This is a genomic window from Thalassospira mesophila, assembly GCF_002115755.1.
Classification (GTDB): domain Bacteria; phylum Pseudomonadota; class Alphaproteobacteria; order Rhodospirillales; family Thalassospiraceae; genus Thalassospira; species Thalassospira mesophila.
On the sequence record NZ_JFKA01000014.1, the window covers coordinates 14,405 to 29,751 of the forward strand.

The 15,347-nt window shown below is 54.4% G+C and carries 12 protein-coding genes; 2 read left to right on the top strand and 10 right to left on the bottom strand.

Annotated elements, in window-relative coordinates:
- Positions 1–10: 10 nt before the first annotated feature.
- Positions 11–523, bottom strand: coding sequence for an Hsp20/alpha crystallin family protein (locus tag TMES_RS19710; RefSeq protein ID WP_085585926.1), 513 nt, complete (start codon positions 521–523; stop codon positions 11–13).
- Positions 524–797: 274 nt separating this feature from the next.
- Here TMES_RS19710 and TMES_RS19715 point away from each other — a divergent pair, with 274 nt between their 5' ends.
- Both TMES_RS19715 and TMES_RS19720 read left to right on the top strand, forming a co-directional pair.
- The gene (locus tag TMES_RS19715; protein ID WP_085585780.1) at positions 798–1,892 is read left to right on the top strand and encodes an NADH:flavin oxidoreductase/NADH oxidase; all 1,095 of its coding nucleotides are present in this window, start codon (positions 798–800) and stop codon (positions 1,890–1,892) included.
- A gap of 383 nt (positions 1,893–2,275) precedes the next feature.
- Positions 2,276–3,313: a zinc-dependent alcohol dehydrogenase family protein gene (locus TMES_RS19720; RefSeq protein WP_085585782.1), complete on the top strand. Its 1,038-nt coding sequence runs from the start codon at positions 2,276–2,278 to the stop codon at positions 3,311–3,313.
- A gap of 235 nt (positions 3,314–3,548) precedes the next feature.
- Here TMES_RS19720 and groL read toward each other — a convergent pair whose 3' ends face one another.
- The 9 genes from groL to glmS all read right to left on the bottom strand — a co-directional run bounded on the left by groL (position 3,549) and on the right by glmS (position 15,314).
- Positions 3,549–5,204 carry a chaperonin GroEL gene (groL, locus tag TMES_RS19725; RefSeq protein WP_085585783.1) on the bottom strand — a complete coding sequence of 552 codons (1,656 nt, stop codon included), beginning with the start codon at positions 5,202–5,204 and terminating at the stop codon, positions 3,549–3,551.
- A 59-nt stretch (positions 5,205–5,263) separates the two neighbouring features.
- Positions 5,264–5,551, bottom strand: coding sequence for a co-chaperone GroES (groES, locus tag TMES_RS19730; protein WP_085585785.1), 288 nt, complete (start codon positions 5,549–5,551; stop codon positions 5,264–5,266).
- Positions 5,552–5,772: 221 nt separating this feature from the next.
- A complete protein-coding gene (locus TMES_RS19735) occupies positions 5,773–6,174 on the bottom strand; it encodes a DUF805 domain-containing protein (protein WP_085585787.1) in 402 nt (133 codons plus the stop codon).
- A gap of 175 nt (positions 6,175–6,349) precedes the next feature.
- A complete protein-coding gene (locus TMES_RS19740) occupies positions 6,350–9,433 on the bottom strand; it encodes a hypothetical protein (RefSeq protein ID WP_085585789.1) in 3,084 nt (1,027 codons plus the stop codon).
- A gap of 238 nt (positions 9,434–9,671) precedes the next feature.
- Complete coding sequence (locus TMES_RS19745; RefSeq protein ID WP_085585791.1) at positions 9,672–10,262, bottom strand: PqiC family protein; 591 nt, start codon at positions 10,260–10,262, stop codon at positions 9,672–9,674.
- The gene (locus TMES_RS19750) at positions 10,262–11,236 is read right to left on the bottom strand and encodes an MlaD family protein (protein WP_085585793.1); all 975 of its coding nucleotides are present in this window, start codon (positions 11,234–11,236) and stop codon (positions 10,262–10,264) included. Before TMES_RS19750 ends, TMES_RS19745 begins: the two co-directional genes overlap by 1 nt.
- Complete coding sequence (locus TMES_RS19755; RefSeq protein ID WP_085585795.1) at positions 11,226–12,026, bottom strand: ABC transporter ATP-binding protein; 801 nt, start codon at positions 12,024–12,026, stop codon at positions 11,226–11,228. Before TMES_RS19755 ends, TMES_RS19750 begins: the two co-directional genes overlap by 11 nt.
- 3 nt (positions 12,027–12,029) lie before the next feature.
- A complete protein-coding gene (locus TMES_RS19760) occupies positions 12,030–13,202 on the bottom strand; it encodes an MlaE family ABC transporter permease (RefSeq protein WP_085585797.1) in 1,173 nt (390 codons plus the stop codon).
- 288 nt (positions 13,203–13,490) lie between these two features.
- The gene (gene glmS, locus TMES_RS19765) at positions 13,491–15,314 is read right to left on the bottom strand and encodes a glutamine--fructose-6-phosphate transaminase (isomerizing) (RefSeq protein WP_085585799.1); all 1,824 of its coding nucleotides are present in this window, start codon (positions 15,312–15,314) and stop codon (positions 13,491–13,493) included.
- Positions 15,315–15,347 lie beyond the last annotated feature (33 nt).

Here is a 15,347-nt window from a genome sequence, read left to right on the forward strand (position 1 = left end):
CAAGATGCCGTTAGGCACCCGCAACCGAAATTTTGCGCGGTTCCGGCTTTTGCTCTGCAACCTTTGGCAGTGAAAGTGTCAGAACGCCATTTTTAAAGGTGGCCGAAATATTGTCGGCATCAACATTTTCAGGCAAACGGAAAGACCGGGTAAAGCTGCCATAGCTGCGTTCAACAACACGGGCACCTTCATTGCTTTCGCGGGTCGATTTCTTTTCACCCTTGACGGTTAAAACGCCTTCAAGGACGGACACATCCACATCATCCTGTTCAACACCGGGAAGCTCGGCGCTAAGTTCAATCGCGTCGTCGCTTTCGTGAACATCAATGCGGGGATTAAGAATTCTGGTTGTGTCTGCGGCGTCACCATCACCCTGCGCACTTGCCGGGCGAAGGCTGCCACGGCCCAGGAACGAGCCCAGAACGCGGTCAATATCGCGTGAAAACACACCAAAAGGATCGCCAATTGCCGGGGCATTGGCAATACGTCGTGCAGCACCGTTTACGTTTGAAAAACCGTTCATAATTACTCTCCATACAAGACGAGCATTCTTGCGCTTGTTGGTCCAGCCAGGCTGCAACCACTGCGCGATCAAGGCCACCATGGCCCTTTCAAACCAGAAGATAATTCGCCCGGCAAAAGTCGCAAGGGCATGACGCATTTTTTCGCAATTTTTTTCGATCTTTTCCGCATTGCGCGAAACACATTGGCATTCCGCCCCGCCCGCCGCTAGGATCGCGCCATATGCAGGCATCGCCTACGCGGTGCCCCCACCTTATAAACTGGAACATACCCCTATGAGCCAACTGTTCACCCCGCTTGCATTGGGCAAGCTGAACCTTGAAAACCGCATCATTATCGCCCCTATGTGCCAATATTCGGCCGATAATGGCAAAGCCACCGACTGGCACACCATCCATCTGGGCAACCTTGCCCTTTCGGGTGCCAGCCTGCTGATCCTTGAAGCCACCGCCGTCGAAGCCGAAGGCCGCATCACCTATGCCGACCTTGGCCTGTGGAACGATGAAACCGAGGAAGCACTGGCGCGCACATTAAAAGCTGTCCGGGCCAATTCAGACATGCCGATTGGCATTCAGCTGGGCCATGCCGGGCGCAAGGCCAGCACTGCCAAACCCTGGGACGGCGGGCATGCGCTTAGCCCCGATGATGAAAATGGCTGGCAGATTGTTGCCCCCTCTGCCATCCCGTTTCTCGATGGCAACCCGGTGCCCGAAGCACTCAGCAAGGAACGCATTGCCGAAATCATCGCTCGCTTTGCCAAGGCTGCGCAGCGGGCGGATCGTTTGGGCATTGATGCCATCGAACTGCACGGCGCCCACGGCTATCTGATCCACCAGTTCCTGTCGCCGCTGTCAAACCAGCGGACCGACGAATATGGCGGCAGCCTTGAAAACCGCATGCGGTTTGCTCTGGAAGTTTACGATGCCGTACGTGTAGCGTTCGGTGCTGAAAAACCGGTTGGCATGCGCATTTCCGCCAGCGACTGGGTTGAAGGCGGCTGGGACATTGAACAAAGTGTGGTTCTGGCCAAGGCCCTGAAAGAACGCGGCTGTGATTTCATCCATGTTTCCTCGGGCGGCCTTCATGCCGCGCAACAAATTCCGATTGGCCCGAATTACCAGGTGCCCTTTGCCGATCGCATCAAATCCGAAACCGGGCTTACCACCATCGCCGTGGGCCTGATCACGGAAGCCGAACAGGCAGAAGCCATTGTCGGCACCGGCCAGGCCGACGCCATCGCCCTTGCCCGTGGCATTCTTTATGACCCGCGCTGGCCGTGGCACGCTGCGGCCAAACTGGGTGCCACCATCACACCGCCCAGCCAGTATTTACGCTGCCAGCCACACACCCTAAAGCAGCTCTTTAAATAATCTCTAATGCGGCCCGGTGGCTTTTGACACCGGGCCGTTTTTTTATCTGCACCGGCGCAATAATCGCTATTTTCCCAACGCACCGAGTCGACTAACTATTTGCAGTAAAACTCTTTTTGCAAATATTCGGGCTATCTGGCCAAATCTGGAAAGATAATATCTTTTCGCCAAACCTGCTGTTTCCAAAAGTATTGTCCGCGCATCAATTTAAAGTGTGATCCGTAGGACACTAAAAAATTTGACCCTGGCGACTGGAAAGCGATAGGCTTTTTGTACATAAAATTTAGTGTATTTAATAAGCGTCATCGGTACAAAAACAGGCCGACAAAACGGCTCTCGAAAAAACACAAGTTTACACCCCACCCCCAGATAAAGGAAAGTCCATGAAAGCGCTTACATATCAAGGTCCGGGCAAAAAAGGCTGGGTTGAAAAAGAAAAACCCGACATTCAAAAACCGACAGATGTGATCGTCAGAATCACCAAAACAACGATTTGCGGGACCGATCTTCATATTCTTAAAGGCGATGTTCCTGCCGTAACCGAAGGACGCACCCTGGGCCACGAAGGGGTTGGCGTTGTTGAAGAAGCCGGGGCGGCGGTTCGCAATTTTAAAAAGGGCGACGCCGTTCTGATCTCCTGCATCACATCTTGCGGTTCCTGCCCGAATTGCAAACGCCAGCTCTATTCCCATTGCTCCGATGGCGGGTGGATCCTGGGCCATTTGATCGACGGCACCCAGGCCGAATATGTGCGCATTCCACATGGCGATAACTCGCTCTATCCCATCCCCGAAGGCTCGGACGAAGAAGCATTGGTCATGCTGTCTGACATCATGCCAACCGGGTTTGAAATCGGCGTTCTTGCCGGTCAGGTCAAACCGGGCGACAGCATCGCCATTGTCGGCGCAGGTCCGGTTGGCATGGCGGTTTTGCTGACCGCACAGTTCTATTCACCCGGTCGCATCATCATGATTGACACCGACGGAGCACGCCTGGAAATGGCCCGTCAATTTGGCGCAACCGACACACTGACCGTCGGCAAGGATGACGTCATTGCATCGGTGATGGACATGACCAACGGCTTGGGTGTTGATGTTGCCATCGAGGCTGTTGGCGTCCCGGCAACCTTCGATACCTGCCAGAAAATCGTTTCAGCAGGTGGCAACATTGCCAATGTCGGCGTTCACGGCACCGCCGTGGAACTGCATATCGAAGAACTTTGGATTAAAAACATCAATATATCGATGGGTCTGGTTAACACCAATACCACCCCTATGCTGATGAAGACCGTGCAATCGGGCAAGGTTAAACCCGAACAGCTGATCACGCACCGCTTCAAACTTGACGAGATTGAACAGGCCTACGAAGTCTTTGGCAACGCATCGCGTGAAAAGGCGATGAAAGTTATTCTCGCCCAATAACGGGCACAATCTGCCTGTTAACACAAAGCAGGTGAAACGCCTGCCCCCTAAAAAAGGGCATATCTTTATAAAAAAATGTGCCCTTTCTCGTATCCTCATCAGGCAACAGACCAGCCCTTGCCTTATTACAGCAAACTCCGGCCAGGTTATGCCAAACACCCATACGGTAAAAGAAAAGGGCCCCGCATTGCTGCGAGGCCCTTCCCTGACTGTAAGGTCGCTTGGTTGGTTTGGCTTAGAAGCCCATACCGCCCATGCCACCCATTCCGCCCATGCCGCCCATATCGGGAGCGCCACCGCCGGATTTTTCTTCTGCTTTTTCAGCAATCATGCATTCGGTAGTGATCAGCAGACCAGCAACCGAAGCGGCATCCTGAAGGGCGGTACGAACAACCTTGGCCGGATCGATGATGCCAGCTTTGATCAGGTTGGTGTATTCGCCTTTCTGGGCGTCGAAACCGAATTCGACGTCGTCCTGTTCGAGCAGCTTGCCCGCAACAACGGCACCGTCAACACCGGCATTCTGCGCGATCTGACGAACCGGAGCCTGAAGCGCACGACGAACGATGTCGACACCGATGGTCTGGTCGTGATTTGCACCTTCAAGACCGGCAAGCGCGCGGGTTGCGTACAGCAGAGCCGTACCACCACCAGCAACGATACCTTCTTCAACAGCAGCGCGGGTTGCGTGCAGGGCATCGTCAACGCGGTCTTTACGTTCTTTAACTTCGATTTCCGAAGCGCCACCGATCTTGATCACAGCAACACCGCCAGCGAGTTTCGCCAGACGTTCCTGCAGTTTTTCACGATCGTAATCAGAGGTGGTTTCTTCGATCTGGGCGCGGATCTGGGCCACACGGGCTTCGATCTGTGCTTTTTCACCGGCACCATCAACAATGGTGGTTTCTTCTTTGGTGATGGTGATCGATTTCGCGGTACCGAGCATGTCAAGCGTAACGCTTTCAAGCTTGATGCCGAGATCTTCGGAAACAACCTGGCCACCGGTCAGGATGGCGATGTCTTCAAGCATTGCTTTACGACGATCACCAAAGCCCGGAGCTTTAACAGCAGCAATTTTCAGGCCGCCGCGCAGCTTGTTGACAACCAGGGTTGCCAGGGCTTCGCCTTCAACGTCTTCAGCAATGATCAAAAGCGGTTTGCCGGACTGAACAACAGCTTCAAGCAACGGCAGCATCGGCTGCAGCGAGGAAACCTTCTTGTCGAACAACAGGACGTAAGGAGCGTCGAGTTCAACAATCATTTTTTCCGGGTTGGTCACGAAGTAAGGTGACAGGTAACCACGGTCAAACTGCATGCCTTCGACAACGTCGAGTTCAGTGTGCAGGCCTTTGGCTTCTTCGACGGTGATAACACCTTCGTTGCCGACCTTTTCCATGGCTTCAGCGATCATATCGCCGACTTCACGGTCACCGTTGGCAGAAATGTTGCCAACCTGTGCGATTTCGTCTTTACCCGAAACCTTACGCGCACGGGCCTGAATGGCTTCGATCACCTTGGCCGAAGCCAGATCGATACCGCGCTTGAGGTCCATCGGGTTCATGCCGGCAGCAACAGCCTTGTTGCCTTCACGAACGATAGCCTGTGCCAGAACGGTTGCAGTGGTGGTGCCGTCGCCTGCCATGTCGGCAGTTTTCGAGGCAACTTCACGCAACATCTGTGCGCCCATATTTTCGAACTTGTCTGAAAGTTCGATTTCTTTAGCAACAGTGACGCCGTCCTTGGTTACGCGCGGTGCGCCAAAGGATTTTTCGATAACAACGTTACGGCCTTTCGGGCCGAGGGTCACTTTGACAGCATCAGCAAGGATGTCTACGCCGCGCAGCATTTTCGCGCGTGCATCTGTCGAAAACTTTACTTCTTTAGCCATTATATTCTTTCCTCTCTATGAGACGGATGAACATCAAACCACAGTCACCCAAATGGGCTGACTTAGGCCAGAATACCCATAATGTCGGATTCTTTCATGATCAGCAGCTCTACGCCGTCAACCTTGACTTCGGTGCCCGACCATTTGCCGAACAAAACCTTGTCGCCAGCTTTGACGTCAAGTGCGATGAGCGCGCCATCGTCTTTACGGATACCGGAGCCAACAGCGACGACTTCGCCTTCCTGCGGCTTTTCTTTAGCGGTTTCCGGAATAATAATGCCACCAGCAGTCTTCTGGTCGGATTCGACACGACGTACCAGTACACGATCATGTAACGGACGGAACTTCATTTTCGACAACTCCGTGTAAATATCTAGGGCTCGATTATTGAAACACTAACCGGGATGAGCCCACGTTAGCACTCACCCCCGGTGAGTGCTAACAGCAAGTAAGGGAAAGGTCGGAAATTGTCAAGAGCCCAATAGGCTGCGTCGCAAAAAGGTCATATTTTCCGCCGGGTTGTTGCCAATGCCATCGCGGCATTCAAAACAGCAAAATCACCCTATTATTTCTAGATGACTGACTCGGGGCCGTCATTCTGGCGGAAATAATCATAGGGCATCGGCCCAAAGCGGTTCGGCCCTAACAGGGTCGGTTTGCACCACCACACAATCAGGACAATAAGTCCAATCAATGGCACCAGCGACAACAACACCCACCAGCCGGAACGATCAATGTCGTGGAGGCGGCGCACAGCCAGTGCTAACCCCGGCAAAAAGGTGATCAGATTAAAAATGCCTTCAAGAAACCCGATATCGCGATGACCCCCAAAAAACTGCCCGTCAATAATCGACAGGACAATGGAACCGATCACGATAAATAACTGCCACCACCAGAACGCCGAACGCGAGGCCCGTTCGCGAAAATTGAAATAGTTATGAAACCCCGAACCAATCGCCTCGCCAAATTTCATCTCGCCTGCCCTGTCCAATCAAAGCGCAACCATCATCCGCCCCTGTTTTAGGGCACCCACCACAGATTGAAAACTGCTTTCATCGCCTATATGCATGATTTAAATGATTTTCACACGGAAACCGGCACCATAAATACCGCGCCGGTTCCCGTGTTATTTTTTTTTATGATCTGGTTTACTGACGGGCGATCTCCACTTTGCCGGTATCGACCAGCTTCAATGCCCAGTTTTCCGCCGCAGTATCCTCCAAATTCAGATACTGCGCCAAATAAGCCAGCCGGTCGGTATCATCGCCCTTGGCCGTACAAAACCGGTCTTGCAGGTAAAACGGCGGCGTTGCCTGATAATATAACCGCGCCTGCACCTTGGCTGGTGTCCCGTGAATATCGGTCAGCTTGACCTCATAACGCAGGCTGTCGCCCCCGCTTTGGGTTGGCCCCGCATAGTCCGGGTCAGTTCCCACGGCGGTAAAGCCTGCATCCTCGGCAAGTTCCGTCCCTGCCCCCAGCGCCTTTGAAATGGCTTCGCGCTGTTTAAGCGCCAGATACCCCGGTGGCGGCAAACGGTTATCCTTTACCTCGGCACAGATCGACAGGAAGCTGGTGGTCAGTTCCCCCTGCGGGCGCACATTATGGCCACAGGAAAACTGCGATCCGTCCAAAGGTGGCGTGCTGACCAGTTCCTGATAAATCTGGGTCTGGTCCTGTGCTGTAATCACCTCGAAATGGGGTTGATGCAGGCGTTTTTCCGGCTCAATCCGGTGCGTACATTTATCATCCCACCACATCTCGCCTTTCAGCGGTTCGTCATGCTGGTCCACCAGCACACCGGCCTTGTTCACCCGGCCCGATGCCCACAAAACCTTGTCTTTGGCATCTAACACCTCGAACTGAACAAAGGCCCGGCGGAAACCAACCCCGGAGGGGAACTTGTGCCCGGTATGGCTGGCAATTTTAACCGATGCGCTTAGTTTGCCCCTGGCAATCACCGGGTCATCGGCGAGGCTGATGGTAACGGTATCGTTTTCCGCCTGCTGCGTAATCGCACGGGCGGTAAATTCCAGCGGATCAATCGCCTTTTTCGAATTCATCATCGGGTCGGCAGTCGGAACCCCCATGATATCGGGGAATTGCTGGAACATTTTCACCAAAAACAGGTTCAGCCCCACCAATGTATGGCGCGCAAAACCTTCACGCGGTTCCAGGTCAATATCCTTAGGGTCAAACGTGTTTGCCGCCGCAGGGAAATTTGAATATTCCTGAATGCTGGCAATTTTGCTTTTAAATTCGCCACCTGCATCGCGCGACGGCATATGACAATCCTGGCAGGTTTGCGGCATACCGCCAACCCCGCCGGGCAATGGCCCATCAATTGTGGTGCCGGTGCGATAGGAACTGAACGCCCATTCGGCATAGGTCGTTTGTTCATAAACATGGGCAATGGTTTCGCCCTTATGCAATACCGGCAAATGCACAGTATGGCAGGTGCCACACATTTCCGAGGTCGAAATCGCGTCGCCTTTTTCCGGTTTTATGCCCAATGTATAATCCATCGGATGGGTTTTGGGTTTGTCAAACGGCCCAAACAGTTTGCCCGCTGGCCCAACCAGAAAACTGCCGGTAAAGGTTTTGCCAAAACCGGTATTATCCGCGTTCAATTGTTGCTGGCGTTTCAACACACAGGCATTTTGCGGATCATCCGCATATTTTTCGGTGGCTTCCTTGCCCAGCACCATTTGGTGACACGCCATGCACGAAATGCCATCGCGCGCCAGCGCCCCATAGGATGCATGTGCCGCCGTCGGGTTCCCCGGCGGATAAGGCACTGCATTAACAATATCGCGGTCAAACACCCCGCAATCGCCGGTATTTTCTGCCGCGTGATCAATCTGAAACTGCCGTTGCCCCAAAATACCGTGACAACCAAGGCAGGTGGTTTGCACCAGATCAGCCTGATCATGATGAAAAGTCTGGGTTTCACTGGCCATCTGGGCAAAGAAAACCGGATCGCGGCCCGCAAGCCCCATGGGCGAGGACCGCCATGTTGCATAGGGCGACAGGTTTAACAGCTTGTCACTTTGCGGGTCGGGCATTGTCATATCAAACTGCAACCCGGTACTGCCCGCATCATGGCACCCCGTGCATTGGTCGCTGGTTAAATACTGGCTTTTGGGCGATGGCCCGGCGGCGGGCATCCATACATTGTCATAGGTTTGCGATGGCATGATAAAGCCATGCTCCGGCACCGCACCAAACCGGTCAGCCTTGGTCACAAATGCCAGCAAATCTTCCAGCGGCTTTATCCGTGGCTGGCCGTGCGGCACCGGCTTTTTTTCCATATGCGCACGCAAGGCGTGAATATCATCGCCCAGATCATCGGGTTCGGTGGCTGCCATCTGGGTTGTGCCGCTTGCCATCGTCGTCGGTGCCTTGTCGCCCGCCGCTACCGGCGCACCGCCACCCAGATACTGATTGGCGAAAAAATCCTGCGACAAAAACACTTCGGGCTGGCCGGGGTGGCCTAGCAAATTTCGTTCCTCGGCAAAGGTCATATCATGGGCGGAGCCATGACAATTTACGCAATACTGACCAAAGCCCATATTGGGCGGGCCGTTGCTGGCACTTGCGGGCCAGTCGGGTGCCCAGCCTTCGCCGGGCCAGCCATACCAGCCCCAGAACCAGCCATCTTTCGACCCTTGGGCATCACGCACCATGATCGCGGCACCACTGGTCGGTAACAGATAATCCGCGTCATATTTGGCACAGGCCGATGCTGGTTCAGGATACATTTCCTTCACCATAATCGCGCCATCGGGAATGGCTTGTTGCGGGTCCGGGTGGGCCTTGCCGCTGGGCCGGTTTTTCTCAATCCAGCTCACCATATCAGGGGAATACCAGATCACAACCGGTGAATGGGTGCCGTGATAGGTACCGTCCCACGGCGCACCCTTTTCACCGGCAACGCGTGCGGCGGTATAAGGCCCGGTATCGCGCACATATTTGTCGCGCACCCAGCCCGATTTGGTGTCGCGGTGGCACCAGTTATCAAAAAACTGCGATAATGCCGCCTCATATTCGTTCAACGGCAACGCACCGGGATGGCGTACCGTATCACTTAATGACTGGCACAATGCCAAATCGGTTGGCACCATCGGTGTGTCGCGCAATGCTGTTTCACAGGTTTGTGCAATGGCAAGTGTGGCAACACAGCTTGCCATCCCCGCAAGCACAATGGCTCGCAGTTGTCCCCAATATGTCATGGCCCCTCTCTCTATGTCCCCGGCGGCACCCCTGCCAGCCAGATCTATTTAAAAGTGTACGGGCCTGCGAAAACACCATCAACCTGTAATTGATAAATTTGAAATAAATTTACTTAAATAAGAAACCGGGTTCACAAATGCGCCCTATAAAACGTCGGTGACCTTGTGCCGGGAAAGGGCAATGCCCCCTGGCTCCGCGCCGAACTGTTTTCTGGCACGCAGGCCCCGAAAAACTGCCCTAATTATGGTTCAAAGCCACCGAAATATGATCGGCGAGTTGATCTATGGCCTGTGTCATTGCGCCAACGACATCTGCTGTATCGGTGCCGTTGGCATTGACCGTGAAACGGGCATAATCCGTTGTTGCGGCATGGCGGTTTCCATCACGCGTGATCGACCATCGCGCGCCTAAAATGCACAAGCCATCTTCGCGTATTTCAAAGGTATCGACATCCACCCTTACCTGTTGTGCAGCAGGTAAAACCGGACGGGATGAGGTTACGCGAATATCGGGTTGTCTTTTGGCCAACGCCGCGATCAGGGCGCGTGAGACACCAACCGATAACCGTTCGCCCCAGCGCGCGCTCGGGTCGGCAACAAGTTCATTGGGCCCTTTGCGAACAAAAATATCGCGGCTATCCTGAAAATCAGGCACCGATACCGGTTCCACCTCGATCATTGCCAGTCCGGTTTCATCGCGCGCCACCGGTGTAACCGCCGAGGGATACCCCAGCAGGTAAATACGGGGTGCGACGGTCGCACACCCGCCCAGCGTCATAAAAGCCGCAAGGGCAACAATTGCAGACAGCCGCCACCGTTTCATCCGCATCAACCTCCTCCTCTCCCGGTCAGGATCGCACCGGGATTACGTTCTATTTCACTGGAAAATCCGCGCAACGAACTTGCCGACGCCGCCAGATCGCGCATAGCAGCTTCGAGATCAGCACGCATCTGCGAGCGCGGATCGGCCAGACTATTGACTGAATTCATCAATGTTTCGGCTTTGCCGATCGCCCGGTTTGCCGATAGCAGCGTCTGGTCCAGTGCAGGACCACTTTTATCAAGTTGCTTCTGCCCGGTGGCAATCAGGCGGTCAATATTTGCCAATGTGCGGCTGACATCGCCCTGCAATACACTTACCGCGTCATTTGCGCTCATCACCGCCGCGCGCGCCGCGTCCGAAGTTGCCCGCAAACTGGTCGCGCTCGGCCCGATTTCCGCGTTCAAATTCCGCGACAATATCTCAAGCGATTCAAGGGTGCGCACAGCCCTTTCAGCCAGTTCTTGCAACGGAAGATCGGAGAACTGCTCTTTGATATGCTGAAATTCCGACGGCAAGGTGGGAATTTCCGGCACCCCCATATCAGACCCGCTCAGATGGGCCTGCGTATTGGGCTTCATATCCAGTTCCACGGCAAACTGCCCGGTCACCAGACTTTGCGTCGCCAGTTGGGCACGCAACCCGGCATCAACCAGTTTTGCAATATCTACCGGCATATCGGCCCCCGGGCTACTGCTCATGGTGACGCCGTTTTCTTCAAGCTCGATAAAAACCGGCACCGTCGCAATCAGATCGTCGGAATTGATTTGCAGCGATATAGAGCGAACCGAGCCCACTCTCATGCCGCGAAAGGTAACCGGCGCGCCAATTTGCAAGCCCGCGACCGAGCCTTGAAAAAACACAACCGCGCGGGTTTTGTGGGCAAACAGGGTCATGCCGCCAAACAAAAGAATGGCAACCACAATCAACACCATCGCACCGAGAACGAAACCGCCAACCAGTGCCGACCTGTTAACTGCCATTTCGATGTCCTCCCGCGTTTTTCACTGTTTCCATCCGCTCGCGGTTCATAAAGGCACGAACGGTCGGATGATCGCATGTCTCCAGCAATTCACGCGGCGACCCATGCGCAACCGGCTGGCGCGTTTCAGCATCAAGAAATATCCCGGCATCGGCAATCGACAACAAACTGGGCAATTCGTGACTGACCAGAATAATCGTCGCCCCCAGCCCGTCGCGCAAATCAAGAATCAGATCATCCAGCCGTTTGGATGTAATCGGGTCCAGCCCGCCCGATGGTTCATCAAAAAACAAAATGTCGGGATCAAGCGCCAGCGCGCGCGCCAGCCCTGCCCGCTTGCGCATGCCGCCGCTGAGTTCGGCGGGCATTACATCGGCCGCCGGGCCAAGCCCGACCAGGGCCAGCTTCAACCGCACAAGCATATTGATCGATGCTTCATCAAGACGGGTGAACATGCGCAGCGGCAAGGCAACGTTTTCCGACACACTTAGCGAACTCCACAATCCGCCATTCTGGAACAGAACACCAAATCCCCGACCAATCTCGACCCGTCTCTCGGCCGAAGCCCCCCAATAACTCTCGCCCGCAAATTGCACAGTCCCCGTTACAGGGGGCAGCAACCCGATGAGCGATTTCAACAAGGTGCTTTTGCCACAGCCGCTTCCGCCCATCACCGCAAAAATAGATCCGCGCGCAACGTTGAACGATACATTTCGCTGGATCACGGTTGGCCCATAGGCCAGCGTCAGGTCCGATACTTCCAGCCTGACCGGTTGTGTTTGCGCTGTCATGGCCTAAAACCCCACCGCATTGGCACAAATCGCAAAAACTGCATCCACGGCAATCACCCCGACAATCCCGACCACAACCGCACTGGTTGCAGCCCGCCCGACATCGGCAGCACTGCGCCCCGCCTGCAAGCCAATCCGGCACCCGACAATTGCCACCAATGCACCAAAAACGATGCTTTTGCCAAAACCGAACAGAAACTGGGATCCCGAAATTGCCAGCCGGATTTGTTCAAAAAAAGCTGTCGGCGTCAGGTCAAGCATGCCGACTGCCACCGTCAACCCGCCCAAAATCCCAATCGCACAGCCATAAAGATACAATAGCGGCATCATCGCCGTTAGCGCCAGAACACGCGGCATAACGAGATAATCACGCACCGGGATACCGATCACTTTTAACGCATCAATTTCTTCGTTACTTTGCATGGTTGCAATATGGGCGGCATAGGCCCCGCCGGTGCGCCCGGCCATGACAATCCCCGTCATGACGGCCGCCATTTCACGCACCACGGCAATACCGACCAGATTGGCGACAAAAATTTCTGCGCCAAACCGGCTTAGCTGCACGGCCCCGACAAAAGCCAGAATGCCCCCGACCAGAAAATTAACGATGGTCACAATCGGCAGGGCCAAACTGCCCGCGTCAAGAACGCAATCGCGCAGGTCGACCGCGCGCATCTTTAGCTGCCCACGCAAACCGACCATACTTCCCAGCAAAACATCGCCAAAAAATTCGGTGGCACCAAATAGTGTGGTCCCCAGCCCAATCGCCCATCGGCCAAGCTGGCGGCTTAGCGATGAATGATCCGATGAAACAGTAACACTGGTTTCTTCGGCAGTTGCCAATGCAAGCAACCGTCGGGCGGACGCGGGCAACGCCGCATCATCAAACACCACACCTCGAACAGCCGCCCCCGAACGCAGTTCCCACAAAAAGGCGATCAGCCCGCTATCCCAGCGGCCGGTCCCCGTAATATCGAATGAAATTTTTTCAACCTTATCGGCATCATGATCAAAAATATGATCAACCGCCCCCACAGACATGCCGCCTGCGCGTGCAATCCAGTCGCCCGAAATAACGACAACAACCTGTCCGTTTTCACGGTGCAGCGTCCAGCCATGGGCACGGTCAATCCGCGCCTGAATGTTCCCGGATGCTTGCGCGTGACGGTGCTTCATCACATACCGCGATATAAATTAATCACCGGCATTCTTCGCGCATAACGCGATACCCCGCCAGAAAAACGGATATCTTCGGATAACAAATTGATCATAGCCCTCATGTCGACCGCGCCAGTAAAATATCACTCCGAATAGAGCATTGCGCGTTTCAAGGGCCAAGTACAACAGCAAATTACATAATAAATGCCCGACATATGCCGGGCATTTATACCAAGTCTCCGCAATATCCACGCTCGGAGACTTGGCATCAGATCAGTAGTTTAAAGTAATTCTAAAACAGGTGCCTTATTCCACGGTCACCGATTTCGCCAGATTACGCGGCTGGTCCACGTCCGTTCCTTTATGCACGGCCACATGATAGGCCAGCATTTGCACCGGAATGGTATAAAGAATGGGTGCAACAAAATCGGCAACCTTGGGCAGTTCAACCGTGGCCGATGCAATATCGCCCACCGTTGCCAACCCTTGCGCATCAGACAAGAAAATCACCCGCCCGCCGCGTGCCGCGGCTTCTTGCATGTTCGATGCCGTTTTTTCAAACAGTTCGTCCGATGGGGCAATCACGATAATTGGCACAGACTGGTCGATCAGAGCAATCGGCCCGTGTTTCATTTCGCCTGCAGCATAGCCTTCGGCATGGATATAGGAAATTTCCTTAAGCTTTAACGCCCCTTCCATCGCAATCGGGTAACCAAGGCCGCGTCCCAAATACAAAACGTCGCGGGCATCGGCGATGTTAAGAGCAAGCTGGCGAATTTCTTCGTCATGATGCAGCACTTCTGCTGCCTGCTTGGGAAGTTCGGTCAGGGCATGGACGATGGCGGCTTCGGCTTCCTTGCTGAGCGTGCCATTTTCACGACCAATGGTAACGGCAAGGCACGCCAGAACCGTAAGCTGGGTGGTGAAAGCCTTGGTCGATGCCACGCCAATTTCCGGCCCGGCAAAGGTTTGCAATACCACATCGCTTTCGCGCGCAATCGTGCTTTCGGCCACATTCACGATGGACAAAATCTTTTGTCCCTTCGATTTGGCATAACGAAGGGCGGCCAGCGTGTCGAGCGTTTCGCCTGACTGCGAAATAAACAGGGCAATGCCGCCCTTGGGCAGCGGCGGGCAGCGATAGCGAAATTCCGATGCCACATCCACATCAACACCAAGCCCCGCATAGCGTTCGATCCAGTGTTTGGCCACCAGCCCCGCATAAAACGAGGTACCACAGGCAACAATTGTTAACCGGGTGGCCTCGCCAATGTTAAACGGCATATCGGGCAGCTTGATCGCCTGGGTCGCCGGATTAATAAAGGAATGCAGCGTATCGCCAATCACGGCGGGCTGTTCAAAAATTTCCTTTTGCATGAAATGGGCATAGTTGCCCTTGCCCATCATGGCACCCGACACCGCCGAGAGCTTGATCTCGCGGGTGACATCATTGTCATGTTCATCACGGACCTGAACATGATCGCGGGTCATTTCAACCCAGTCGCCTTCTTCAAGGTAAATCAACCGGTTGGTCAGGTGCGACAGGGCCATCGCATCGGACCCTAAATACATTTCGCCATCGCCAAGGCCAACTGCCAGCGGGGTGCCGCGCCGGGCACCAAAAATAACATCATGAAAACCGGCAATAATAATCACCAGCGCAAAGGCCCCTTCAATACGATGCAAGGTTGCCTGCACCGCCTCGCGCGGGGTTTTGCCCTGATCAAGAAAGTCCGACACCAGATGCACAATCACCTCGGTATCGGTATCGGATGCAAAAACACGGCCCTTTGCAGCCAGTTCGGCCTTCAGATCGCGGAAATTTTCAATGATGCCATTGTGAACAACCGCAACCTTGCCATCGGTATGGGGATGGGCGTTATTTTCGGTGGGCACACCATGGGTTGCCCACCGGGTATGGCCAATGCCAACATCCCCGCCCAGCGGTTGTTCGGCAAGACGCTGGCTTAAATTCACCAATTTACCTTCGGCGCGGCGCCGTTCGATTTTACCATTCACCAGGGTTGCAATACCGGCCGAATCATACCCGCGATACTCCAGGCGTTTCAGCCCTTCCAGAATGCGTTCGCTTACACTGTCTCTGCCGATAATGCCGATAATGCCGCACATATGCTGTGTCTTTCCCCAAATTAACCCTGCAGC